The 25289-nt window shown below is 67.1% G+C and carries 21 protein-coding genes and 1 tRNA gene; 17 read left to right on the forward strand and 5 right to left on the reverse strand.

Annotated elements, in window-relative coordinates:
- Positions 1-30 precede the first annotated feature (30 nt).
- From hisG to thiL, 4 genes are read left to right on the forward strand one after another with little or no spacing between them, the layout of a single operon-like run.
- The gene (gene hisG, locus ACE3QC_RS04995; protein ID WP_374406001.1) at positions 31-681 is read left to right on the forward strand and encodes an ATP phosphoribosyltransferase; all 651 of its coding nucleotides are present in this window, start codon (positions 31-33) and stop codon (positions 679-681) included.
- Positions 681-1970 carry a histidinol dehydrogenase gene (gene hisD / locus ACE3QC_RS05000; protein ID WP_374406002.1) on the forward strand — a complete coding sequence of 430 codons (1290 nt, stop codon included), beginning with the start codon at positions 681-683 and terminating at the stop codon, positions 1968-1970. Before hisG ends, hisD begins: the two co-directional genes overlap by 1 nt.
- Positions 1970-2425: a transcription antitermination factor NusB gene (gene nusB, locus ACE3QC_RS05005; RefSeq protein WP_374406003.1), complete on the forward strand. Its 456-nt coding sequence runs from the start codon at positions 1970-1972 to the stop codon at positions 2423-2425. The genes hisD and nusB overlap by 1 nt, the downstream gene beginning before the upstream one ends.
- Entirely contained in the window at positions 2422-3303 is an 882-nt protein-coding gene (gene thiL / locus ACE3QC_RS05010) for a thiamine-phosphate kinase (RefSeq protein WP_374406004.1), read from the forward strand. The genes nusB and thiL overlap by 4 nt, the downstream gene beginning before the upstream one ends.
- Here the strand turns inward: thiL and ACE3QC_RS05015 are convergent.
- Both ACE3QC_RS05015 and ACE3QC_RS05020 read right to left on the reverse strand, forming a co-directional pair.
- The gene (locus ACE3QC_RS05015; protein ID WP_374406005.1) at positions 3300-4250 is read right to left on the reverse strand and encodes a fatty acid desaturase; all 951 of its coding nucleotides are present in this window, start codon (positions 4248-4250) and stop codon (positions 3300-3302) included. The two genes, thiL and ACE3QC_RS05015, sit on opposite strands and share 4 nt — an antisense overlap.
- A complete protein-coding gene (locus ACE3QC_RS05020) occupies positions 4247-4441 on the reverse strand; it encodes a hypothetical protein (RefSeq protein WP_374406006.1) in 195 nt (64 codons plus the stop codon). The genes ACE3QC_RS05015 and ACE3QC_RS05020 overlap by 4 nt, the downstream gene beginning before the upstream one ends.
- 211 nt (positions 4442-4652) lie before the next feature.
- Between ACE3QC_RS05020 and ACE3QC_RS05025 the strand changes: the two genes are divergently transcribed.
- From ACE3QC_RS05025 to ACE3QC_RS05040, 4 genes are all read left to right on the forward strand, one after another.
- Entirely contained in the window at positions 4653-6815 is a 2163-nt protein-coding gene (locus ACE3QC_RS05025; protein ID WP_374406007.1) for a sodium-translocating pyrophosphatase, read from the forward strand.
- A 134-nt stretch (positions 6816-6949) separates the two neighbouring features.
- Positions 6950-8116: a GNAT family N-acetyltransferase gene (locus ACE3QC_RS05030; RefSeq protein WP_374406008.1), complete on the forward strand. Its 1167-nt coding sequence runs from the start codon at positions 6950-6952 to the stop codon at positions 8114-8116.
- A 2-nt stretch (positions 8117-8118) separates the two neighbouring features.
- A complete protein-coding gene (locus ACE3QC_RS05035) occupies positions 8119-9003 on the forward strand; it encodes a transcriptional regulator (RefSeq protein WP_374406009.1) in 885 nt (294 codons plus the stop codon).
- Between the two features lie 31 nt (positions 9004-9034).
- On the forward strand, positions 9035-9937 hold the full coding sequence (locus ACE3QC_RS05040; RefSeq protein WP_374406010.1) for an acyl-CoA thioesterase: 903 nt from the start codon (positions 9035-9037) through the stop codon (positions 9935-9937).
- A gap of 184 nt (positions 9938-10121) precedes the next feature.
- Here the strand turns inward: ACE3QC_RS05040 and ACE3QC_RS05045 are convergent, their stop codons facing one another.
- Both ACE3QC_RS05045 and uvrC read right to left on the reverse strand, forming a co-directional pair.
- Complete coding sequence (locus ACE3QC_RS05045) at positions 10122-12434, reverse strand: EAL domain-containing protein (protein ID WP_374406011.1); 2313 nt, start codon at positions 12432-12434, stop codon at positions 10122-10124.
- 95 nt (positions 12435-12529) lie between these two features.
- Positions 12530-14485, reverse strand: coding sequence for an excinuclease ABC subunit UvrC (gene uvrC, locus ACE3QC_RS05050; RefSeq protein WP_374406657.1), 1956 nt, complete (start codon positions 14483-14485; stop codon positions 12530-12532).
- 107 nt (positions 14486-14592) lie between these two features.
- Here uvrC and ACE3QC_RS05055 point away from each other — a divergent pair, with 107 nt between their 5' ends.
- Entirely contained in the window at positions 14593-14721 is a 129-nt protein-coding gene (locus tag ACE3QC_RS05055; RefSeq protein ID WP_374406012.1) for an entericidin A/B family lipoprotein, read from the forward strand.
- Positions 14722-14761: 40 nt separating this feature from the next.
- Positions 14762-15949 carry an NAD(P)/FAD-dependent oxidoreductase gene (locus tag ACE3QC_RS05060; RefSeq protein WP_374406013.1) on the forward strand — a complete coding sequence of 396 codons (1188 nt, stop codon included), beginning with the start codon at positions 14762-14764 and terminating at the stop codon, positions 15947-15949.
- On the opposite strand, the gene ACE3QC_RS05065 is transcribed toward ACE3QC_RS05060, so the two are convergent.
- Positions 15946-18984, reverse strand: coding sequence for a TonB-dependent receptor domain-containing protein (locus ACE3QC_RS05065; RefSeq protein WP_374406014.1), 3039 nt, complete (start codon positions 18982-18984; stop codon positions 15946-15948). The genes ACE3QC_RS05060 and ACE3QC_RS05065 overlap by 4 nt on opposite strands.
- Positions 18985-19182: 198 nt before the next feature.
- Here ACE3QC_RS05065 and infA point away from each other — a divergent pair, with 198 nt between their 5' ends.
- The 7 genes from infA to ACE3QC_RS05100 all read left to right on the forward strand — a co-directional run bounded on the left by infA (position 19183) and on the right by ACE3QC_RS05100 (position 25225).
- On the forward strand, positions 19183-19428 hold the full coding sequence (gene infA / locus ACE3QC_RS05070; protein ID WP_047806247.1) for a translation initiation factor IF-1: 246 nt from the start codon (positions 19183-19185) through the stop codon (positions 19426-19428).
- A 10-nt stretch (positions 19429-19438) separates the two neighbouring features.
- Positions 19439-20014 carry a nucleoside triphosphate pyrophosphatase gene (locus ACE3QC_RS05075; RefSeq protein WP_374406015.1) on the forward strand — a complete coding sequence of 192 codons (576 nt, stop codon included), beginning with the start codon at positions 19439-19441 and terminating at the stop codon, positions 20012-20014.
- Positions 20007-20978 (forward strand): ribonuclease, encoded by a 972-nt coding sequence (locus ACE3QC_RS05080; protein WP_374406016.1) that lies wholly within the window; start codon positions 20007-20009, stop codon positions 20976-20978. The genes ACE3QC_RS05075 and ACE3QC_RS05080 overlap by 8 nt, the downstream gene beginning before the upstream one ends.
- Positions 20975-21142, forward strand: coding sequence for a DNA gyrase inhibitor YacG (locus ACE3QC_RS05085; RefSeq protein WP_374406017.1), 168 nt, complete (start codon positions 20975-20977; stop codon positions 21140-21142). The genes ACE3QC_RS05080 and ACE3QC_RS05085 overlap by 4 nt, the downstream gene beginning before the upstream one ends.
- Before the next feature lie 88 nt (positions 21143-21230).
- Positions 21231-21306: transfer RNA gene (locus ACE3QC_RS05090), tRNA-Phe, on the forward strand.
- Positions 21307-21430: 124 nt separating this feature from the next.
- Positions 21431-22234, forward strand: a complete 804-nt coding sequence (gene purC, locus ACE3QC_RS05095; RefSeq protein ID WP_374406018.1) for a phosphoribosylaminoimidazolesuccinocarboxamide synthase — start codon at positions 21431-21433, stop codon at positions 22232-22234.
- 84 nt (positions 22235-22318) lie between these two features.
- A complete protein-coding gene (locus ACE3QC_RS05100) occupies positions 22319-25225 on the forward strand; it encodes a M16 family metallopeptidase (RefSeq protein WP_374406019.1) in 2907 nt (968 codons plus the stop codon).
- Positions 25226-25289: the final 64 nt, after the last annotated feature.

The following is a 25289-nucleotide window of genomic DNA, read 5'->3' on the forward strand; positions in this document are numbered from 1 at the left end:
CCCGGCTCGCCATCTAAGTGCGCCCGCGCAATGGCCGCACCGCTGACCTTCGCCATCCCCAAAGGGCGCATCCTCGACGAGGCGCTGCCCGTGATGGCGCGCGCGGGCCTCGTGCCGGAAGACGCGTTCCACGACAAGGGCAACCGCAGCCTGACCTTCGGCACCACGCGTGACGACGTGCGGCTGATCCGCGTGCGCGCATTCGACGTCGCGACGTTCGTCGCCCACGGCGCAGCGCAGGCGGGGATCGTGGGATCGGACGTGATCGAGGAATTCGATTATTCGGATCTCTACGCGCCGGTCGATCTCGCCATCGGGCACTGCCGCCTCTCGCTCGCCGCGCCCGCCGACACGGCGGAGGCGCATGTGGGCGCGAGCCACCTGCGGGTGGCGACAAAATATCCGAACATCACACGTAGGTGGTTCGAGGGGCGCGGCGTGCAGGCCGAGTGCGTCAAGCTCAACGGCGCGATGGAGATCGCCCCGGCGCTGGGTCTCGCCGGGCGGATCGTCGATCTGGTCTCGACCGGCCGCACGCTGGTGGAAAACGGGCTGGAGGAACGCGACGTCATCATGCAGGTCTCCGCCCGGCTGATCGTCAACCGCGCCGCGCTCAAGACCGATCCGCGCGTGGCCGACCTGGTCGAGCGTTTCCGCGCGAACGTGGCAGCACCCGCCTGATGCGCCGCCTTGCGATCACCGATGCAGGGTTCGAGGCCGCCTTCGCGCGGCTGGTCGACGGCCGGCGCGAAAGCGATGTCGAGGTGCGGCAGGATGTCGCGACGATCGTCGAAGCGGTGCGCCGGAGGGGCGACGCCGCATTGGCCGAATACACGCTGCGGTTCGACAAGCACCGCCTGTCGGGTGAGAGCGACTGGCGCATTGCGGCGGACGACTGCCGCGCGGCTTACGAAGCACTTGAGCCCGCCTTGCGCGACGCGCTCGATCTCGCCGCCGCACGGATCGAGGCCTATCACCGCGACCAGCTTCCGGCGGATCGCGACTTTACCGACGAGGCCGGGGTCCGGCTCGGCGCGAAGTGGCTGCCGGTCGATGCCGCGGGGCTCTACGTGCCCGGCGGGCGCGCGGCCTACCCCTCCTCGCTGCTGATGAATGCGATCCCCGCGCGGGTGGCGGGGGTGGAGCGGCTGGTGGTCGTTACCCCGTCGCGCGGAGGCGAGACGAACCCGCTGGTGCTGGCCGCTGCACATATCGCACAAGTCGACGAAATCTGGCGCGTAGGCGGCGCGCAGGCGATCGCCGCGCTCGCCTATGGCACCGACCGGATCGCGCGCGTCGACGCGATCACCGGGCCGGGCAACGCCTGGGTCGCGGAGGCCAAGCGCCAGCTCTACGGCGTGGTCGGGATCGACATGGTCGCGGGGCCGAGCGAGATCCTGGTGATCGCCGACGCCGACAACGATCCCGACTGGATCGCCGCCGACCTGCTGAGCCAGGCCGAACACGACCCGACCAGCCAGTCCATCCTCATCACCGACGATGCCGCTTTCGCCAGCCAGGTCGAGGACCGGATCGACACGCAATCGGCCATGCTCTCCACCCGCGCGACCGCGCAGACGAGTTGGCGCGACAACGGCGTGACGATCGTGGTCGAGCGCCTGGAACAGGCCGTGCCGCTCGCCAATCGCCTCGCCGCCGAACACGTCGAACTCGCGGTCGCCGACCCCGAGGCGCTGTTTGCCGGCTTGCGGCACGCGGGCAGCGTGTTCCTCGGCCGCCATACGCCCGAGGCGGTCGGCGACTACGTCGCGGGGCCGAACCACGTGCTACCCACCGGCCGCCGCGCGCGCTTCGCCAGCGGGCTGTCGGTGCTCGATTTCATGAAGCGCACCAGCTTCATCGCGCTCGACCCGGCATCGCTCGCCGCGATCGGCCCCGCCGCGGTCGCGTTGGCCGAGGCCGAGGGGCTGCCGGCCCACGCCAATTCCGTTTCCATGAGGCTCCGTTGATGTCCGCTAACGCACCCCGTCGCTCGCTCGCCCGCTCCGCCGCGCGGCTCGCGGCGGTCCAGGCGCTCTACCAGCGCGAGATGGAGAAGACCGCGCTCGCGCGTCTGCTCGACGAATTCCATCAGCACCGCCTCGGCGCGTTGATCGAGGACGAGCAATACGCCGACGCCGAAGTCGCGTTCTTCGACGACGTGGTGTCGGGCGTCGATGCGCGCTGCGACGAGATCGACCTGCTGTTGAGCGAGAAGCTGGCCAAGGGCTGGAGCCTCGCGCGGCTCGACAAGACGATGCTGCAGGTATTGCGCGCGGGAACCTACGAGTTAATGGCACGTGCAGACGTGCCGGTGGGCACGGTGATCGGCGAGTACGTCGATGTCGCCAAGGCCTTCTTCGACGACCGCGAGGCCAAGTTCGCCAACGGCGTGCTCGACGCGGTCGCCAAGCAGGTGCGATGAGCGGCGAGCTCGATTTCATCGAGCTGCTGCGCGCCGCGCCGCTGCACCCCGGTGCGCGCGGGCTGGAAGACGACGCGGCGGTGCTGGCCATCGGCGGCGAGACGCTGGTCCTGACGCACGACATGCTGGTGGAAGGCGTCCACACGGCGGAGGGGCAAGACCCGGCCGACGTGGCGTGGAAGCTCGTCGCGACCAACCTTTCCGACCTTGCGGCGAAAGGCGCGCAGCCGCTGGGCGTGCTCGTCGGATTCATGCTCGGCGAGGGCGACGAGCACTTCGTCCGGGGTTTGCGCGAGGCGTTAGAGTCCTTCCACACCCCGCTGCTGGGCGGCGACACCGTTTCGGGCGGCCCGCCGCGCAGTTACGGTCTGACCGCGATCGGCCGCGCGACGCATGTTCCGGTACCCGCCCGGAGCGGTGCGCAGGCGGGCGATGCGCTTTACGTCACCGGAACGCTCGGCGCGGCGCTGGCGGGTTACGAAGCGTTCCAGGCGGGCGACCGCGAGGCCGCCCAGCCCTATCTCCGCCCCACGCCTCAGCTTGCAGCGGGGCAGGCGCTCGCGCCGGTCGTGACGGCGATGATGGACGTATCGGATGGCCTGCTGCTCGATGCCTGGCGGATGGCGAGCGCGAGCGGCGTGACCTTCGAGATCGATCCCACGTCCGTACCGATAGCCCTGCCCGATGCGCGGCGGGCCGAAGCATTACGCTGGGGCGACGACTACCAGTTGCTCTTTACCGCGCCGGACGGCGCCGATCTGCCCTTCCCCGCCGTGCGGATCGGAACGGCGATGCCGCTGTTCGAAGGCGCCCAGCTCAAGCTCGAAGGCGAGCTGATCCGCAACCCGGACGGCCTCGGCTACAGCCACGAAAGCTAGATATCGGGGCAGTCGACCCCGCGCTTCCGCAATACAGGGCGCAGCGCGTAGTACGCCTCTTTCGTCCGGTGGCTCGGGATCGCCGGATAGAGATGGTGCACGTAGTGCGTCTCCATCCCGATCGAGCCGATGTGGCCGAGCCTGCTCTTGAAGAAGCGCGTGTTGTCGTATCGGCCCGTGCCCTCGCGCGGATGATGCGGTGCCCAGCTCAGGTAGAACCGGATGTAGCTGAGGCCGATATGGCGCGGCAGCCACCAGATCAGCGCCGCCTCGATCGCGTAGCCGCTCCACGCCATGGCGAACAGGACGGCCAGGAAGATCAGCTGGAGGCGGATCGTGTCCTTGAGCGAATCCTCGGCCTCCTTGGTCTCCATCTCCTTGAGGATGCGCTTGTAGATATGGATCGAGCCGTCGACCCCCGGCTGGCGGTTGAGCCAGGTCTTGTAGATCGCGTGCCACGGGCCGTTGGCGCGATCGGGGTAGTCGGGATCCTTCTCGGGATGGTTGGTGTGGTAATGATGTTCGAGATGCATCAGCCGCGCCATCGAGAACGGGAAGACGATGATGATGGTCGAGACCTTGCCGGTCCATTCGTTGAGCCAGCGCGTCTTGCTGCCCGGGCGGCCGATGTTCGAATGCATCGCCTCGTGACTGGTGACGTAACCGCCGACCGCGAACACCGTCGAGAGCACGAAAGCGAGCGGCAGATTGAGCCAGCCCATGATCGCGAGCGGGAAGAAGCTGAGCCAGATCGCGTAGCAGGTGAAGGCGAAGGCGGGGTAGAGCCACATCCGCCCGCCTTCGAACCGCTTGGCGATCTCCCGCTCTTCCTTCAGCAGCGACACGCGCGTGTGGCGGTCGAGCGTGGCATCGCCGCCGAGCGGAATCGCCGGCGCATCGGCACGCGCGGGCGCCTCCCGCACGGTATCACGCACGTCCCCGCTCATACCCAGCGCCCCCGCAGCGTGGCGTAAAGGCCCCACGGCGCACCGATCAGCAGGCCGAACACGATCGGCGCCATGCCCAGCGGCGGTTGCCAGCCCCAGTAGACCATCGTCTGCGCGATCAGCGGCGCGATGAAGCCCACGCCGAACAGAAACGGCATGATCCTGAACAGGCCCTGCAACGCGCTTTGCATGGCGTTTATCTAAACTTAACCACGTTTCGTCGCAAGAGAGCGCGACATCGCCCGTCGCGGTGTCGCGTTTTCGGACACGGCAGCCGGGCACGAGCTTGGCAAACAGGGCCTTGCGCCCTGCCAGCCCCGCCCTATACCTTCGCGCCTCGGGCGGACTCCGCGAAGACGGGGCCGGTCGGCAAGGGACACATCAGGGAAAGGGGATTCGCGCGTGGATTTGATCGCGATCGCAATCGTGCTGGGGCTTCTGGCCATCGTCTATGGCTTCGTCACCAGCCGCCAGGTACTCGGCGCAGCCGCCGGCAATGCCAAAATGCAGGAAATCGCCGGCGCCATCCAGGAAGGCGCGCAGGCCTATCTGAGCCGCCAATACACCACGATCGGCATGGTCGGGGTGGTCGTGGCGATCATCGTCGGGATATTCCTCGGGCCGATCTCGGCCACGGGCTTCGTGATCGGCGCGATCCTCTCGGGCGTGGCGGGCTTCATCGGGATGAACATCTCGGTCCGCTCGAACGTGCGCACCGCAGCCGCGGCGCAGACCGGGCTGCAGCAAGGCCTCACGCTCGCGTTCCGCGCGGGCGCGATCACCGGGATGCTGGTGGCGGGCCTCGCCCTGCTCGCCATCGCGGTCTTCTTCTACGTGCTGATCGGCCCGATGGGTTATGCCGCGAACGACCGCGTGGTGGTCGACGCGCTGGTCGCGCTGGCCTTCGGCGCATCGCTGATCTCGATCTTCGCGCGTCTGGGCGGCGGCATCTTCACCAAGGCAGCGGACGTCGGCGCCGACCTCGTCGGCAAGGTCGAGGCGGGCATTCCCGAGGACGATCCGCGCAACCCCGCCGTGATCGCGGACAACGTGGGCGACAACGTCGGCGACTGCGCCGGCATGGCGGCCGACCTGTTCGAGACTTACGTCGTTACCGTGGGCGCGACGATGGTGCTGACCGCCCTGCTGCTGAGCGGCGCGGGCAACCAGTTGCTGCCGCTGATGGCGCTGCCGCTGCTGATTGGCGGGGCGTGCATCGTCACCTCGATCATCGGTACCTATGCCGTGCGCCTCGGCGGCGGGACCAACATCATGGGCGCGATGTACAAGGGTTTCCTCGTCACCGCGGTGCTGTCGATCCCGGCGATCTGGTTCGTCACGCAATACGCACTCGGTGACATGAACGCCCCGATCGGCGCGCAGAGCGTTTCGGAAGTGGTTGCCGTCGTCGAAGGCGGAACGCTGGCGGAAGAAGGCATGTCGACCCAGCTCGGCGGCTTCACCGGCTGGGACCTGTTCTGGTGCTCGATGGTCGGCCTCGTCATCACCGGGCTCATCATCTGGATCACCGAGTACTACACGGGCACGAACTATCGCCCCGTCCGCTCGATCGCCAAGTCGTCCGAAACGGGCCACGGCACCAATGTGATCCAGGGTCTCGCGATCAGCCTCGAGGCGACCGCGCTGCCGACGATCGTGATCGTCGCGGGTATCATCGTCACCTACCAGATCGCCGGGCTGATGGGCATCGCCTATGCCGCGACTGCGATGCTGGCGCTGGCGGGCATGGTCGTGGCGCTCGACGCCTACGGCCCCGTGACCGATAACGCCGGTGGCATCGCCGAGATGGCGGGCCTCGACGAAAGCGTGCGCGAGAAGACCGATGCGCTCGACGCGGTGGGCAACACGACGAAGGCGGTGACCAAGGGCTACGCGATCGGATCGGCCGGCCTCGCCGCGCTGGTGCTGTTCGCCGCCTACACCACCGACCTCACCGAGTTCTTCCCGAGCGCGGACGTCGATTTCAGCCTCGAGAACCCCTACGTAATCGTCGGCCTGCTGCTCGGCGCCTTGCTGCCCTATCTGTTCGGCGCGATGGGCATGACGGCGGTCGGCCGCGCGGCGGGCGACGTGGTCAAGGACGTGCGCGAGCAATTCCACGCCGACGCGGGGATCATGGCCGGCACCAGCCGTCCGAACTACGCCCGCACGGTGGACCTCGTCACCAAGGCCGCGATCAAGGAAATGATCGTGCCCAGCCTGCTGCCGGTGCTCGCGCCGATCGTGGTCTATTTCGTGATCACGCTGATCGCGGGTCAGGAAAACGGCTTCGCCGCGCTGGGCGCGCTGCTGCTGGGCGTGATCGTCGGCGGCCTCTTCGTGGCGATCTCCATGACCGCCGGCGGCGGCGCGTGGGACAATGCGAAGAAGTTCATCGAAGATGGCAACCATGGCGGCAAGGGCTCTGTCGCCCATCATGCCGCGGTGACCGGCGACACCGTCGGCGATCCCTACAAGGACACCGCGGGCCCCGCCGTGAACCCGATGATCAAGATCACCAACATCGTCGCGCTGCTGCTGCTGGCTGCGCTGGCGGCTGGCTGATCCTTCGATCGATCGAACGCATTCGGGGCGCGGGACCAAGCGGTTCCGCGCCCCGTTTCGTTAAGCCTTCCTAAGCACTCGCCTGCTAGCCCGGTAACGCGGCACCATGCGCCGCGGATTGCGAAGGTTAACGCGTGGCCAGCGCACCCCTCGAACGCGTCGCAGCGACGGCGGCAAACCGCCGCGCCGGTTCGTGCGTGCGAAGTGCGAAGCTCGAGGCCGTTCGCTGGCACGATGCCGAGGAAGCGCTCACGCTCGCCGAATGGGATGATCTTGCGCGCTCTGCCAGCGAGCCCAATCCGTTCTGCGAAAGCTGGAACCTGCTGCCCGCACTGGCCGCATTTGCTCGGCGGCCGGTCGATCTGCTGACGCTGCGCATCGATGGCATGCTGTGCGCGCTCATGCCGCTCGCGCGCTCAGGCAGCTATTACGGATACCCGATCCGGCATATGGCCAACTGGAGCCACGACAACCTGTTCGTCGGCAGCCCGCTCGTCCGCCACGGATGCGAACAGGCGTTCTGGCGCGCGCTGTTGGTCTGGGCGGACACGCATTCGAAAGGGGCGCTGTTCCTCCATCTCGACCGCTTGGCCGAGGATGGTCCACTGTTCGCCGCGCTGTCCCGGATCGCCGCCGAAGAGACGCGCGAATGGGCCGTGGTGCAGCGGGAAGAGCGCGCGCTCCTGCACTCCGATCTCGCGCCCGAAGCCTATTTCGAATGCTCCATCAGCAGCAAGAAGCGCAAGGAGCTGCGCCGCCAGCACAAGCGCCTGTCCGAAGAAGGCGAAGTGCGGTTCGAACGGCAGGCGGACGCGGACGGGCTCGATGGCTGGATCGATGCGTTTTTCGCGCTCGAGGCGGCAGGATGGAAGGGGCGCAACGGGTCCGCGCTGGCGAACGATCCACACACCCGCGATTGGTTCGGACAGACGCTGCGCGGCGCCGCGGCGCAAGGGCGGTTAGAGCGGCTGACGCTCTCGCTCGATAGCGCGCCGATCGCGATGCTTGCCAATTTCATCGCCCCGCCGGGCGCATTCAGTTTCAAGACCGCCTACGACGAGGGCTATGCGCGCTATTCGCCCGGCGTCCTGCTCCAGCGCGAAAACCTCGATCTGCTGGCGCGCGGCGATATCGCTTGGTGCGACAGCTGCGCCGCCGCCGATCATCCGATGATCGAGCGCATCTGGCGCGAGAAGCGCGCAATGGTGCGGGTCAACGTCGCAATCGGCGGCAGACTGCGGCGCGCCCTGTTTCACCACATGCTACGCGCCGAAACCGCCCGGCGATCGAGGAGAAGCTGACGATGGGCGTTCATTCCACGATCGACCCCGCCCCCGGCGATGCCACCGCCGCGGTGTTCGATGCCGAGGCGCGCGCCGCCTTCGCCGCCGCCTATCCGGAGATCCCGCACGTGCTGCGCCATGCGCTGGCCGCGCACCCGCTGCTGGCGCTCGATGCCTTGGCGGCGCTCGCCGAGCGGCTGCCCGAACGCTCGATCGAATACAATCGCGGCGACCTGCCGATCGGGGTGGATGGCAAACCGGGCGGCACCGGCCTCTCGATCGGCGAGACGATCCGCCACATCGCGCGCAGCAACAGCTGGGCCGTGCTCAAGAATGTTGAGCAGGTGGCCGAATACGAGGCGCTCCTGCTCTCGCTTCTGGGCGAGGTTCGGGCCGAGATCGAAGCGAAGACCGGCGCGATGCTGCGCCCGCAGGCGTTCGTGTTCATCTCCAGCCCGAACGCGGTGACGCCGTATCACTTCGATCCCGAGCACAACATCCTGCTCCAGCTCGTCGGCCGCAAGACGATGACGCAGTTTCCCGCGGGCGACCCGCGCTTCGCGCCCGACACGATCCACGAATCGTACCACGCGGGCGGCGCGCGAGAACTCACCTGGCGCGACGAGTTGAGCGCGGCTGGCCGCGAGTTCGCGCTCGGCCCGGGCGAAGCGGTTTACGTGCCAGTGATGGCGCCGCATTTCGTGCGCAACGGGCCCGAAAGCTCGATCTCGCTGTCGATCACCTGGCGCAGCGACTGGAGCTTCGCCGAAGCCGACGCGCGCGGGCTCAACCGCGTGCTGCGCCGCGCGGGCCTGACGCCCGCCGCCCCCGCGCGCTGGCCGCTTACGAACCGCGGCAAGGCGCTCGCCTTCCGCGCACTGCGCCGGATCGGCATCGGCGATTGACCAAGAGCCTTGCGCGTCGCAAGGCTCCAGCATGACCGACCAGCCCGCCCCCGCAGCACTCGTCGCCGATTTCATTTCTCTGCTGACTGTCGGGGGCAAGGGCGACCATGAATTCACCGGCCGCCCGCAAAAGGGCGGCGTGGGCCGTGTGTTCGGCGGACAGGTGATCGCCCAAGCGCTCCAGGCCGCGCAAGCGACCGCGCCGCAGGGCATGGCCGCGCATTCGCTGCACGCGTACTTCCTGCGCGGAGGGCGCGAGGGGCCGGAGATCGACTTTCGCGTCGAGGCCGACTTCGACGGGCGCAGCTTCGCCAATCGCCGCGTGGTGGCAAGCCAGGACGGCACGCCGATCCTCAATCTCACGGCGAGCTTCCAGCGGCCCGAACACGGCCTCGAGCACGACGACTACGCGATGCCCGACGTCGCCCTGCCCGAGGAGCTGACGCCCGATTGGGAGCTTCGCCGCAAGTTCATGGAAAAGGCGGGCGAGGTCGGCGAGGCGCAGCGCGCGCTGATGCTCCGTCCGCGCCCGATCGAGATGCGCACCGTCGACGGTCTCCACTGGATGAGCAAGGAGCCGCGTCCGCCGCAGGCCCATTCGTGGTTTCGCACCGTCGCGCCGCTGCCCGACGATCCGGCGCTCCACCGCGCAGTGATCGCCTATGCCAGCGATTATGCGCTGCTCGGCACCAGCGCGCTGCCGCATGGGCTCAGCTGGGCGCGCGGCGAGCTGGTCGGCGCGAGTCTCGACCACGCGCTCTGGTTCCACCGGCAAGCGCGCGCCGACGAATGGCTGCTCTACGCCACCGACAGCCCGTGGAGCGGCAGCGGACGTGGCTTCAACCGCGGTCGCATCTTCGACCGGAAGGGGCATCTGGTGGCGAGCGTCGCGCAGGAAGGGATGATGCGGCGGCGATCGGAACGATCGGGATAGCTCGCACCTCCTCCGGCGAGGCCGACGCAAGACACAAAAAAGGCCCCGAAAGGGGCCTTTTTCATTGTCGGAATTTTCCGGATCTCAGCTGAAGATCCATTCCCAAAGCCATGAACGCATAATCTTTACCCCTTCTGCGGATTTGCAGAAGGAAACTACGTTAACCATTCTTGTTTGTAAAGTATTAACCAATCTTGTTACGGAGGAGCGGGTTATCCTGTTGTAAAGTAAGAATTTCCTTGAGCTGACTTAACGCCATCGGGCGGGCGATATAATATCCCTGCCCGAGATCGCAGCCGATCTCGCGTAGAAGAGCGTAGGTTTCCGAATCTTCGATGCCTTCCGCGACCGAGGTTAATCCGGCATCTCGGGCCAGCCCGATCACGTTCTTCACGATTGCTCGGGCGGTAGCCGACCGATGCAGATCGCGGACGAACATCTGATCGATCTTTATCTCGTCGAAAGGCAGTTCGAAGATCGCTTCAAGGTTCGCGCTGGCCACTCCGAAATCGTCCATGGAGAACGTTACGCCCAGTTGCTTCACCTGCTCGAACACCCCGCGTGCCGCAGAAAAGTTCTCGATGCGCGCCGTCTCGGTGACTTCGATCGTCAATTGGTCGGGGTTTACCGAATGAATCGCCAGATTCTTCTCGATAAGTTCGGCGATCCGACTGTCGACGAACTGGATCGCCGAAACATTGACCGAGATACGCGGCTTGTGCCCCCCGCCTTGCAGCACTTCTACCGCATCGAGACTTTTGGCGAGGATGCGCTTGGTCAACTCGTCAAGCCGTCCGACGCGCTCGCACTGAAGGATGAAGCGCGAAGGAGGAATCTCCCCGCGCTCTTCATCCACCCAGCGCGCCAGCGCTTCGGCGCCCACGATCCGCCCGTCCCGCAAATCGGCCTGTGGCTGGAGCTTGATCGAAATGCGATCCTCCGAAAGGGCGCTCTCCAATCGCGACTGCAGCGAATAGTCCCATTCCTCGCTGTCAGCCGCGAAGTCGGAAATAATGAACACCGGTCGATATGCTTCGCGCGCCTGGTCGGCCGCGGCGATGGCTGCACTCAGCCGACTGGACACTGGCTTTCCGGACGATTCGTCCACTCCTATCGTCATCGAGACGTCGAGTACTCGCTGAGAAACCGTGATCGACTGCGACGCAATCGCTCGCAGGCCTTCGAGATGCCCTTGCAAGTCGTTTGACAGGTCTCCGCTAACGATCCAGGCGAAATATTTCCCGCCATCGTAATAGATTACAGAACCTGCATCGCCGAGTCCGAGCCGGGACGCCAGTTGACGAAGATAGCGAGTTTGATCGGGCGCCGTTAGCGTTGCGAAAACGGCATCGAGGCGCGCAATCTTCGCAACGACGACCGATGTCTTCCCCGAAAAGTTATCGTCGAAATCACGCTGCAGGGCGACAAAATTTGGTAGCTTGCTCCGCGGTTCTACAAACAGATGGCGTCGTTTGAAGTTCACTGTCGATCGTAGCGAGGCATAGGTGAGCGCGAGCATGAGCAACTCACCGAATACGCTTCGGATACCCAAATGCGCCGTCGCCAAGATAAATGCAGCGACCGATGCAACCCAGCACAGGTAGAATATGCGCCTCGGCCTCGCCCGCCTGAACAGCGAGATTCCTGCGACGAGACTCAGCCCGAAAAGGCCAACCACCCAAGGCCAGTGAAACGTCCATCCTGTGCCCCGCAACGCCGTTTCGGCGGCGAGAACATGCACCAGACTTGATGGCCCGAAAGCATAGCCGGGATATTTCACGATCCTGGCGTCCGTTCCGGACGGTCCCAGGATCACCATTTTTCCTGCTAGCGCATCGGTTTTCCCTGACGCAGGCGCCCACTCGTCGAATTCGTATTGTGGCACCAGAGCCAGATCGATCGAGTAATCCAAAGCGATCGAATCATACTGACGGCCATTCGCTGCCAGCACGCTCCACATTGCAGGAAATTCCACCGAGCCGTCGGAGTAGCTCGCCTCGATAGCCCAAACGAAGCCGAGGAAGTCGGTCCGGTAATCGTTACTGACGACGCGCATTCCCCGTTCGAAGAACGGATCGTTTTCTCGCAAGGGCTTGCCGGCAGCTTGGTCCTCCAACATCGTTTGAGTAAGCACGATTCTGTCGGCCGATCGCTCCATCGTCTTTCGCAGTTCAGAATCGAGTGCGCGGGCGTCGCTGCGCCGAACGGGCATATCGATGAAAATCCGTTCGACACCCGCCGCGTCGAGTTGTTCGATCGCGTGGAGCAACCGCCTGTTCCCGCCCGCGTTAGCGTTTGGGGAAGACGCCTGCCCCATCTCGAAAAATACGATATCGCCGCTAGGCGTATGGTCGAACAACTTGGCCTGTACCGACCAGACGGTTATGTCCACCGGACGCAGAAGCGTAGTCAGGCCGACCACCACCGCAATCGCGATGGCGATGGCGGCGTGGCGCAACCTTTCGGATGCAAACAGTTTTCGTGCCAGTGGCAGCAAGGCGGCTTTCCTCGATCGGCAGTTTTCCTAGCCGAACATCGTAAACATGGTGTTTCCAGCGAAGGCGCCGCTCGCGATGCGCCGGCGCCGGATGCTCACCCGCCCGGATGGTAGAAATCGTAGATCTTGCGCGCCACGCCCGCGCTGATGCCGGGGGTGCGTTTGAGATCGTCGAGCGCGGCGGCGCGGACCTTGCCCGCGGTGCCGAAATGGAGCAGCAGCGCGCGCTTGCGGCTGGGGCCGATGCCGGGAATCTCGTCCAGCGGGCTGGCGCTGATCGCGCGGCTGCGCTTCGCCCGATGCGCGCCGATGACGTAGCGGTGGACCTCGTCGCGCAGCGTCTGGAGGTGGAACAGCAGCGGCGAGTTGGTCGGCAGCGTCTTCTCGCGCCCGTCGGGGAAATGGAACACCTCGCGCCCCTCGCGCCCATGGTGCGGGCCCTTGGCGATAGCGATCAGCGGCACGTCCTCGATCCCCAGTTCCTCGAGCGCATCCTTGACGCTCGACATCTGGCCCTTGCCGCCGTCGATCAGCACGAGATCGGGCCAGGTGTCGCCATCCCGGTCCGGGTCTTCCTCCAGCGCGCGGCCGAAGCGGCGGGTCATCACTTCGCGCATCATGCCGAAATCGTCGTTCGTCTGCGCCTGTTTGATGTTGAACTTGCGATACTGGTTCTTCACGAAGCCCTCCGGCCCCGCGACGACCATCGCGCCGACCGCCTTGGCGCCCTGGATATGGCTGTTGTCGTAGATCTCGATCCGCTGCGGCGGTTCGGCCAGTTCGAGGAATTCGGCGAGTTCGCGGTTGATCTTCGCGCGGGTGCCGCTTTCGGCCAGCCGCCGGTCGAGCGCCTCGGCAGCGTTGCGGCTTGCCTGCGCCATCAGGCGGCGGCGATCGCCGCGCTGGGGCACGCTGATCTCGACCCGGTGCCCGGCGCTCTCGCCCAGCGCCTCGGCCAGCAGCGCCTGCTCGGGCAGCTCACGGTCGACGAGCACGGTGCGCGGCGGCGGCACCTCCTCGTAGAATTGCGCCAGCACATCGGCGAGCACGTCCGCATCCTCCACGTCCTGCGTGTGCGTGGGGAAGAACGCGCGGTGGCCCCAGTTCTGCCCGCCGCGCACGAAGAACGCCTGGATGCCGACTTGCCCGCCTTTGGCCGCGAGCGCGAAGACGTCCGCATCGCCGACCCCGGCGGCGTTGACCGCCTGGCTGCCCTGGATCGCGGTCGCGGCGCGCAGCCGGTCGCGCAACATCGCCGCGCGTTCGAAATCGAGATCGGCGGCGGCCTGCGCCATCTGTACTTCGATCTTCTTCTGCACCGCGCCCGACTTGCCGGAGAGGAAATCCTTCGTTTCCTGCACCAGTTCGGCATAATCGGCTTCGGCGATGCGGCCGACGCAGGGGGCCGAGCAGCGCTTGATCTGATAGAGCAGGCACGGCCGATCGCGGCGGCTGAAAAAGCTGTCCGTACAGGATCTTAGCAGGAACAGTTTCTGCAAGGCATTAATGGTGGTGTTCACACTGCCCGCGCTGGCAAATGGGCCGTAGTAATTGCCCTTCGCCCGCCGTGCGCCGCGATGCTTCATTACTCGAGGGAATTTATGATCGGCCCGCAAGAGTATGAAAGGGAACGATTTGTCGTCACGCAGCAGGACGTTGTACGGCGGGCGGTAGCGCTTGATCAGCTGCGCTTCGAGCAGCAGCGCCTCGGCCTCGCTGTTGGTGGTGACGATCTCCATCCGCCGCGTCTGGCTGACCATGCGGCGCAGGCGGTTGGAGAGGTTGGCGACCTGCGTGTAGTTCGCCACGCGGTTCTTCAGCGCGCGCGCCTTGCCGACGTAGAGCACGTCACCCCGGGCATCGAGCATGCGATAGACGCCGGGCTTGGGCTTCAGCGTGCGCACGGTATCGCGGATCGCGGTGACGCCCGCCTCGATATCGGGTTGCGCGCTGCCCTTTACGGTATAGGTCGCGCGTTCCTCGTTGAAACGCTCCGCGCCGCGCGGATCGGGCGGTGATCCGGCCGAGGAAGGCTGACTGTTGCGCGGCATATTGCCGACATAGTCGCTGCGCCGGAAATGGAAACCGTGGTCGCACAAGCGCGGTTCATCTATGATCCGCCAGACAAACGGCCTGAGATATTCCGGAGCAAGAACCAATGTTGAAGAAGATCATCGCCGTGGCGGCGCTCGGGGCGTCGGTCGTGACGCTGGCCGCGTGCAACACGGTCAAGGGCCTCGGCCGCGACATCGAATCGGTCGGCGAGGCGGGCGACCGCGCGATCTGATGCGCTTGCCATTCCGCGTCGCGGCTCTACCGCGGCGCGGATGGTCGATTACGATGCGATAGTGCTCGGCGGCGGGGCCGCCGGGCTGATGTGCGCCGCTGTTGCCGGGCGGCGCGGGCGCCGCGTGCTGGTGCTCGAACGCGCGGCGGAAGTGGGGAAGAAGATCCTCATTTCGGGCGGCGGGCGGTGCAATTTCACCAACGTCCACACCGCGCCCGACCGCTATCTATCGGCCAACCGCCATTTCGCGAAATCGGCGCTGAGCCGCTACGGCCCACGCGATTTCCTCGCACTGGTTGATGCCTACGGTATCGCGTGGCACGAGAAGACGCTGGGTCAGCTCTTCTGCGACGGATCGGCGCGCCAGATCGTCGCCATGCTGCTGGCCGAATGCGCGAAAGCGGCGGTGGAGGTGCGGTGCGGCGAGGACGTGACCGAAGTGGCGCACAACCGCACACACTTCCACATCACCGGCACCTCCGGCAGCTTCACCGCGCCCGCACTGGTGATCGCGACGGGCGGCCCCTCGATCCCCAAGATGGGCGCGAGCGATTTCGCCTACCGGCTCGCGCGGCAGTTCGGCCTCAAGGTCGTCGAGCCGCGCCCGGCGCTGGTGCCGTTGACGCTGGGCGGCGAGGACGTGCTGTTCCGCGACCTCTCGGGCGTCTCGGCCGACGTCGTGGCGTCATCGGGCAAGGTGCGGTTTCGCGAAGCGGCGCTGTTCACCCATCGCGGGCTGTCGGGGCCGGCGATCCTGCAGGCGTCGTCCTACTGGCGGCCGGGCGACGAGATCGGGATCGATTTCCTGCCCGACCGCACCGAAGGCTGGCTGCTCGACGCCAAGCGCGCCCATCCGCGCGCCGCGATGCGCGCCGCACTGGCGGAAATGCTGCCCGATCGGCTCGCGGCCACGCTGGCGGAGCGGATCGCGCTCGATGGCGAACTCGCCAACCTGCCCGACAAGGCGCTGCGCCAGGCGGAGGCACGACTGCGCGACTGGCGCTTCCGCCCCAACGGCAGCGAAGGCTTCGCCAAGGCCGAGGTGACGCTGGGCGGCATCTCGACGGCCGAGCTTTCGTCGAAGACGATGGCGGCGAAGCGCGTGCCGGGCCTCTACGCGATCGGGGAGGCGGTGGACGTGACCGGGTGGCTCGGCGGCTACAACTTCCAGTGGGCCTGGGCCAGCGCGGTTGCCGCAGGGCGAGCGCTGGCCGAGGACGCCGATTAGAACAGCTTGCGGAACTCGATCTCGAAGGTGCGGCCGAGCGGATCGATCAACTGGGGCTGATAGCTGAGCGGCACGGTGCCGGTGCCATCGGTCACCCGCTGCTGCGCATCGAACACGTTGTCGATGCTGAACGACAGCCGCGTGCCCTTCCAGAAGCCGGGCGTGCCACCGGTCAGCCATTCCTGCTGTTCGAGGTTGGCGAACAGCCGCAGGTCGAAAGTGGCGATATCGTCGAAGAACAGGTCCTGCGAGCCCGGCAAACCGCTGCCATCGATCCGCGTGGCCGATTCGTAGTTGCCCGACGCGCGCAGGCCGATGCCCTTGTAGAACAGGCCGCCCTCGAGCTCGATCTTGTGGCGCGGGACGCCGGTGCCGAACGCCTGACCACTCAACTGGTCGAGCACCGGTCCGCCGGGAGCGACGAGCACTTCGTTCTCGAACTCGATCGTGTGATAAAGGCCGAGGTTCCAGCGGCCCTGGCTCTGGCCCTGTCCGCCGCCGAAGCGCCCGCCGCCGGCACGGCTCTCGCCGCCGCTGCGCGCGACCCGCCCGCCGCGTTCCTGACCCTCGCCGCCTGCTTCGCCGGACGCTTCCGGCGCGGGCATCGCGCAGATACGGTTACGGAATTCGGCGAGGCGCGTCGGGTCGATCTGGCCGTTCGCGTCGCGCAGGCGCGCCTGAACCTCTTCGGGCAGCGTGGCGACGTCGATCTCGGCTGCGGGATCGGCGCACAGCGTCTGGCGCAGCGCGGCGAAGCGCTCGGGGTCCATCCGGCGGAACTGGCCGCCGGCGGCCGCGCCTTCTGCGCTGCACAGGCGTATGCGCAGGGCCTCGACCTTGGCCGGATCGATCTGGCCATCCTCGCCCTTCAGCCGCTCGAGCATGCGCTCGGGCACGCCCGAAAGATCCGGCGTCTCGCCCGCCGGAGTGGCGCAGAACGTCTGGCGCATCTGTTCCATCCGCGCCGGATCGAACCGGCGGCCCGGCGTGCCGGGTGCGGCATCGCCCGGCGCGGGGGCAGCGGCTTGCGGTGCCGGAGGCCCCTCGCCGCCATTGGCCGGAGGCTGAGGCGCTGCGGCGCTCATGCGCCCGCGCCATCCGCCCCGTCCGCCGCCATCGCCGCCCGGTGCCGCTTCGGGCTCTGCCCGGCCGACGCGGCCGAAGACGTTGATGCCGTAGCGCAGGCGCGAGCTCTTGGTGCCCGCGAAGGTGATCGGGCGACGGTCGATCGACACCAGGTTGCCTGCCGTATCGCGCACCACGCGATCGGGGAACGCGGCCTCGATCGCCGGGGTCAGCAGGGGAAACGACTGGGTGACGTCGTCCGACCGATTGCGGAAGTATTCGACCACGATGTTCGCCCGGTCGAACAGGTCGAGTTCGTAGTTCGCCGACAGCTTGATGTCGCGCTGGGTCTCGGCGGCGAGATCGGGGTTGCCACCGGTGACGATCGAGGCGAGCACGCTTTCGCCGCGGGTGAAATCGAACACCGGCACGTTGAAATCGGTCACCACCGGATCCCCGAGCTGCGACAAGCTCGGCGCGGCCTCCTTCCAGATATAGCTCGCCTGGAGCGACAGGCGCTCGGTCGGGCGCCACGAAAGGCCGGCGGTGGCATCGGCGAGCGTGCCGAAGTCCGACAGGTGGTTTACCCCCGCCGCGAGGTTGAGACTGAGTTCGCCCAGTCCGCCGAGGAAGCCCTCGCGCTCGCTCGCGATCGGCAGGCCGAGGTTGACCCCGGCGGACAGATTGCCGCGCGTCTGCGCGAACGTATCGTCCATCGCGGTGCGCGTGTCGGTGCTTTCGATGCGGTTCCACGAATAGCCGGTGTCGAACGTGAGGTTCGCCTCGCCCGCGGGCAGCATGAACGGATTGCCGCGCAGCGTCGCCTTGGCGTCGGCGGCGTAGGACGTGCTTTCGGCGCGGTCCACGCCCGCCGCCGGAATTCCGGGCAGCACGCCGTCGATTTCCAGTTCGCCGGCGTCGACCAGATCCTGGAGCACGCCCGCGTCGCGCCGCCGGTCGATCAGCGTCGTACTCTCGCTGCGGCTCGCCTCGAGCGTGGTGTCGAACAGCCAGTCGCCGATCGGCTTGTTGAGCGAACCGCCGAGCGAGACCGTGGTCGAGCGGTTGCGGCGCGTGAGCGGATCGGCGTCGAGCGTGCGGACGGCGGTCGCCCCGCCATCGGTGAGCGTGACCACGTCGAGGCCCGACAGCGAGCGGCTGGAGCTGCGTTCGATCCCGCCGTTGACCGAGAACGTGCCCGAACCCGGCGCTTCGCCGAGCGAGGAGTTGAGCGTGGCGTCGAGCTCCCAGTTCTCCGAATCGGCCCGCAGGCTGCGGAACGGCGCCGGATCGGGATCGGTCGGCACGGTCGGCGCGCTGCCGGTGGTCTGGATGATATCGCGCTCGTCCTCGGTCAGCAGGCTGGTGCTGCCGAATTCGAAGCCGATGTTCAGCCGGCGGTCGCCCGCGATCGTCAGTTGCGACAGCTCGACTTCGCCGTTCGAGGTGCCGCCGCGGAACGGCGCGCCGAATTCGCCCTCCACCTCGCGGCTCGCGTAATTGTCCTTCAGGATGAAGTTGACCACGCGCTGGTCCGCCGGGAAGCCGAACTGCAGCGCGACCTCTTCGGGCAGGACCTCGACCTTCTCGATCGCCTCGGGCGGATAGCGGCGAAATTCGCGAAAGCCGCCGACGCGCTGACCGTTGATGAGGAACACCGGCCGGCCGTCGCCGCGCCCGCGGCCCGATCCGGTCTGCGGAGCGAGCAGTTCGATCAGTTCCTCGATCGAACCCGCGCCGTAGGACGCGATCTCCTCCGCCTCCAGTTCGAGCACCGGGGGAACGTCGGTGTCGACCTGGCCGCGGATGCGGTCGGCGGTGACGACGATCTCCTCTCCACTGTCGACGGCGTCCTCGCCGCCTTCCTGCGCGGTGTCGGGGGCTTGCGCAGGTTCCACTTGCGCCAGCGCGGGGGCGGCGGCGAAAGCGGCGATGGCGAGCAGCGATGCGGTGGCGGTGAGTTTTGGCAAGGGTATCGTTTTCCTGTCGTCGTTGCGCCTCACCCCTGCCGGCTCACCTGCCAACCGCGCCGCGAAGGCGCAATCCCCGGGCGCGTAACGAATTGTCTCGCGAACCTTTCGCCCGGATTTACGAGGCTTCCCTTTTCGCGCGCGCGCCGCTAAAGGCCGCGCCCTGTCGACTCTCACATTGCACGGAACGATTACTGGATGGCCAAAGAAGAACTCCTCGAAATGCGCGGCAAGGTGGTGGAACTGCTGCCCAACGCGATGTTCCGGGTTGAGCTCGAAAACGGTCACGAGGTTCTCGGCCATACGGCCGGCAAGATGCGCAAGAACCGCATTCGCGTGCTGGTGGGCGACGAAGTGCTGTGCGAACTGACGCCTTACGATCTGACCAAGGCGCGCATCACCTACCGTTTCATGCCGGGACGCGGCGGCCCGGGGCCGCAGTAAGCTTCCGGGGGTGAGCGCACCCTCCCTCATCCTCGCATCGGCCAGCCCCCGGCGGCGCGAACTGCTCGCGCGGCTCGGGATCGAACCGGTGCGCGTGGCGCCCGCCGATATCGACGAGACACCGCACGAAGGCGAGCTGCCGCGCGTCTATGCCGTGCGCATGGCGCGCGAGAAGGCGCAGGCCGCCGCGAGCGCGGAAGCTCACGTGTTGGCGGGCGATACGGTGGTCGCCGCCGGGCGCCGCGTTCTACCGAAGGCGGAGGACGAGGCGACCGCGCGCCGCTGTCTCGAACTGCTGTCCGGCCGCCGCCACCGCGTGCTCTCCGCCGTCGCGCTGCATTATCCCGACGGCACGCTGCGCGAGAAGCTGAGCGAGACGAGTGTACGCTTCAAGCGCTTCAGCCGCGAGGAGATCGATTCCTACCTCGCGAGCGGCGAATGGCACGGCAAGGCGGGCGGTTATGCGATCCAGGGCGCGGCCGAGGGGCTGGTGGCGTGGATCGAGGGCAGCCATTCGGGCGTCGTCGGGCTGCCGCTGTTCGAGACCCGCGCGCTGCTCAAGGCGGCGGGCTTCGCTATTGGCTGACTGGCTGGTCGAGGAAGGCGTGGGCGAACATCGCGCCGTGCGCCTCGCGGGCGATCGCATCGCGGAAGCACGGATCGAATGGCCGGGCGCGGCACTGGCCGGGGACATCGTCGAGGCGACCCTGATTGCGCGCACCGCCGGCAGCGCGCGCGGCACGGTGCGGCTGGCGAGCGGCGAAGAAGCATTGATCGACCGCCTGCCGCGCGATGCGAGCGAAGGCGCCGCGATCCGGGTGGAAGTGGTCCGCGCGGCGATCGGCGAGCGCGGACGCGCCAAGCGCGCGCAAGTGCGGCCCAGTATGGGTTCTCCGGCAACCCTCACCCTTGCCGAGCGGCTTCGCAGCGAAGGGCATGCCGTCAAGGTGGTCCGCCGGTTTCCAGGCGGCGACTGGGACGAATTGTGCGGCGAGGCGCTCGACGGCGCGGTCGCCTTCGCCGGTGGCGCGCTGCTGTTCGCCCCCACGCCGGGCATGACCGTGATCGACATCGACGGTTCCCTGCCCGCGCGCGAACTGGCGCTGGCCGCAGTCGCCCCGTTGGCCGAGGCGCTGCGCCGGTTCGATCTCGGCGGCTCGACCGGGATCGATTTTCCCACGCTGGCCGCCAAGGCCGACCGGCGCGCGGTCGATGCGGCGCTCGGCGAAGCGCTGGCAGGCTGGCCGCACGAGCGCACCGCGATGAACGGCTTCGGCTTCGTGCAACTCGTCGCGCGGCTGGAGCGGCCTTCGCTGCTGCACCTGACGCACCTTTCGCGTACCGGCTTCGCGGCACGGCGATTGCTGCGCCGCGCCGAGCACGTCGCCGAGCCGGGGGTCCTGCTGCTCACCTGCCATCCGGCGGTCGAAAACGCCCTGCGCCCCGAATGGCGCGACGACCTCGCCCGGCGCAGCGGGCGGGCCGTACGGGTCGCCAGTGATCCCGCCCTTGCCCCGGAGGCGGGATTCGCGCAGGCCGTCGCATCATGACCAGCCCGAAGACCTGCCCGATCTGCAAGAAGCCGCGCAACGCCGAGTTCGCGCCGTTCTGTTCGGCCCGCTGCAAGGATCGCGACCTCGCCCAGTGGTTCAGCGACGGGTACGCCGTGCCCGGCCGCCCCGCCTCCCCCGACGAGATCGCGCGCGAGGACTGAATCCCCCCTTGCCAACATTGGCGGCCTTCGCCATAGCGCCGCTTCCAACCGCTCGCCGGCCTTTTTCCGGGCCGTACGCAGAGTGCAAGCCTCGGTAGCTCAGTTGGTAGAGCACGCGACTGAAAATCGCGGTGTCGGTGGTTCGAATCCGCCCCGAGGCACCACCCTCTTTCGCCGCAATTGCCTTGGCCCGCCGTTCGCGGTAAGGGCTGGCCCTGTTTCGATATCGCCCCGGCCCCGCTTCTCCCGCGCGCCGGGGCGCCTCCTTTTCGCCGTTAGGAACCGTCCATGTCCCGTCGCCGCCAGATCTACGAAGGCAAGGCCAAGATCCTCTACGAAGGGCCCGAGCCGGGCACGCTGATCCAGTATTTCAAGGACGACGCGACCGCCTTCAACGCCCAGAAGAAGGGCACGATCAACGGCAAGGGCGTGATCAACAACCGTATCAGCGAATACGTGTTCACCCGCCTCAGCCACATCGGCATCCCGACGCACTTCATCCGCCGCCTCAACATGCGCGAGCAGCTCGTCCGGCAGGTCGAGATCGTGCCGATCGAAGTGGTCGTGCGCAACGTCGCGGCGGGTAGCATCTCCAAGCGCCTCGGCATCGAGGAAGGCGAGCCGCTGCCGCACACGCTGATCGAATATTACTACAAGGACGACGGCCTGGGCGATCCGCTGGTCGCCGAAGAACACATCGCCTGCTTCAACTGGGCGAGCGCCGAGGAGATGCAGGACATCGCCAGCATGGCGATCCGCATCAACGATTTCCTGTGCGGCATGTTCGCCGCGATCGACATCCGCCTGGTCGACTTCAAGCTGGAATTCGGGCGCATCTGGGATGGCGATTTCAGCCGCCTGATCCTGGCCGACGAGATCAGCCCCGACGGCTGCCGCCTGTGGGACATGACCACCGGCGAGAAGCTCGACAAGGACCGCTTCCGCCGCGATCTCGGCGGCGAGGAGGAAGCCTACCAAGACGTGGCGCGCCGCCTCGGCCTGCTGCAAGGCGAGGACAACGGGCCGGGCGAGGTGTTCGACCTCAACGCCCACCGCGGCAAGCTGCGCGGATCGCCCAAGCCGAAGAAGTAAAGCCCGGCCAACCGGTTGAAATCGCTCGCCCGTGTTGTAGCATGGGCGGCGAGCCGCGCCCCGCGGCTGTGGATGGGAATCTTCATGACCGGACGTTTCGTACGCCGCGCGATCGCGGCCCTGCCTCTCGTGGCGCTCGCGCTGCCGCTTGCCGCGCAGGATGCGCCCGAACCCGCGCCGGTCGCCGCCGAAGCTGCCGCCACGCCTTCCGGCACCACGCCATGGGGCTTTCCGGTCTACGACATTCCGGCCGATCCGGCGGTGCGCTACGGGGTGCTCGGCAACGGGATGAAATACGCCGTGCTGCAGAACGCAACCCCGCGCGAGACGGCGGTGGTGCGGTTCGGGTTCGACGTGGGCTGGGTGGACGAACTCGACAGCGAGCTCGGCCTTGCGCATTTCATTGAGCACATGGCCTTCAACGGATCGACGAACATCCCCGAAGGCGAGATGATCAAGCTGCTGGAGCGCGAAGGGCTCGCCTTCGGTGCGGACACCAACGCCTCGACCGGATTCGAGGAGACGATCTACAAGCTCGACCTGCCGCGCACCGATCCGGCGCTGATGGACACCGCGCTGATGCTGATGCGCGAAACCGCCTCCGAACTGACCATCGCGCCCGAGGCGGTCGACCGCGAGCGCGGTGTGATCCAGTCCGAAACGCGCACCCGCAACAATTTCGCGATCCGCCGGATCAAGCATTACCTCGATTTCGTCGCGCCGCAGACGCGCTTCGCCACCCGTTTCCGCGCCGACGGCACGAACGAGACGATCGACGCCGCCGCCGCCAGCGTGCTGCGCGGCCTCTATTCGCGCTACTACCGCCCCGACAACGCGACGCTGGTGGTCGTGGGGGATATCGAGCCTGCCGCCGTCGAGGAGAAAATTCGCGAGAAGTTTTCCGACTGGCAGATGCCCGCCGGTGCGATGGAGCGGATCGGCACCGGCACGATCGATCTCGAACGCGGGCCCGAAGCGGCCAATTTCGTCGATCCCGACGTGCAATATATCGTCAGCATCGACCGCTTCCTGCCTTACGAGGCGCCCGAAACCTCGATCGAGCACAGCCGCGAGACGCTGCTGCTCGGCCTCGGCAGCGCGATGCTCAACCGTCGGTTCGAAACCATCGTCAACGGAGCCGACGCACCGATCGTCAGCGGCGGTGCGGGGGCGAGCGATTTCTTCGACGTCGCCGACCAGGCCAGCGTGACGGTGCAGGCCAAGGAAGGCGAATGGCGCGAGGCGCTGGCCGTCGCCGAGCAGGAATGGCGCCGCGCGGCCGAGCATGGCTTCACGCAAGGCGAACTCGACGAGCAACTCGCCAATTTCGAACTGCGCTTCCGCACCGCGGCCGAACAGGCGGCGGCGCGGCAGAACGGCCAGCTCGCGGACGGTATCCTCAATACGGTGCAGCGCGAGACGCTGTTCGTCACCCCCGCCACGCGGTACGAAATCTTCCAGCAGCTTCGCGATGGCCTGACCGTCGATGCCGTGAACGCGGCGTTTCGCGAGCATTTCGCGCTGACCGCTCCGCTGATCCACGTGAGCACCAAGGAGCCCATAGCGGACCCCGAAAGCACCATACTGGCCGCCTACGACGCATCGATGCAGGTTGCCGTGGCGCCGCCCGCCGATCGCAGCGGGGCCGCGTTCGCCTACGACGATTTCGGCACGCCGGGCGCGATCGCGGCGGATACGACGATCGAGGATCTGGGCATCCGCTCGATCCGTTTCGCTAACAACGTGCGGCTCAATCTCAAGCGGACCGATTTCGAGGAAGGCCGCGTGCGCTTTCAGGTCCGGCTCGGCTCGGGCCAGCTTTCGATCCCCGCCGATCGCAGCGCCGATGCGATCTTCCTCTCCTCGCTATTCGGCGCGGGCGGGCTGGGCGAACATGGCTACGACGATCTCCGCCAGATCCTCGCGGGTCGCAACGTGACCTATGGTTATGCCGTCACCGACGACAAGTTCGCCGTGTCGGGCGCGACGACGATGGCCGATTTCCCGCTCCAGATGCAGGTCAGCGCCGCTTATGCGAGCGATCCGGGCCTGCGCCCGGAAATCGCCAGCCGCTGGCAATCGCTGCTGCCGCCGTTCCTCGCGCAAGGCGACGCGACTCCGCAAAACGTCGCCCAGTTCGAGGTTCCGCGGATCGTCGCCGACGGCAACTCGCGGTTCGGCATTCCGCCGGAAGAACAACTGGCCGCCGTCACGCCCGATGGCGCACGCGCGGTGATCGCCGACCAGTTCGCCGCTGCCCCGATCGAGATTTCGGTAGTCGGCGACATCGACGAACAGGCGGTGATCGACGCGGTCGCGGCGAGCTTCGGCGCGTTGCCCGATCGCAGCGCGGACCTCGCGGCGTTCCCCGAAGCGCGGCAGGCCCAGTTTGCGAGCGATACCGCCCCCGTCACGCTCTATCACGCCGGGGCGCCCGATCAGGCGCTGGTCCAGATATACTGGCCGACCGACGACGACGACGACGCGCGGGCCGAAGCGGCGATGAACCTGCTCGCGGCCGTCGCTCGGCTGGAGCTGACCGAGGAAATCCGCGAGAACCTCGGCGCGTCGTATTCGCCGGGCGCGTTTTCCAACATGTCCAACGTCTACGATGGCTTCGGCACGTTCGGCACTTCGGTCGTCGTCGCGCCCGATCAGGCCGACGAAGTCTTCGAAGCGGTCGATTCGATTGCGGAGGAGCTGAAGAGCGCGCCGGTGACGGACGACCTGCTCGACCGCGCGCGCAAGCCGATGCTCGAACAACTCGCGGTGAGCAAGCGGCAGAACCCGTACTGGCTTGCGGTCCTGAGCGAAGCGCAGCTCCGCGCCGACCGGCTCGACCGGGTGCGCGATTACGAGGAACGGTTGCGCGCGGTGACGCCCGAAATGCTCCAGGCGCTCGCCCAGCGCTATCTCGATCCGGCCAAAGCGCTGCGCATCCGCATCGTTCACCAGAGCCTCGCGCCCGACGGCGAAGCGGCCGGCTCCTGACGCGCGGGCGGCATTCGGCTTGCCCTCGCCCGCGCAGGGCGGCATAGGCGCGCGCATCGCGATC

Origin of the sequence: Pelagerythrobacter sp., assembly GCF_041912895.1 — a bacterium.
Taxonomy (GTDB): Bacteria; Pseudomonadota; Alphaproteobacteria; order Sphingomonadales; family Sphingomonadaceae; genus Pelagerythrobacter.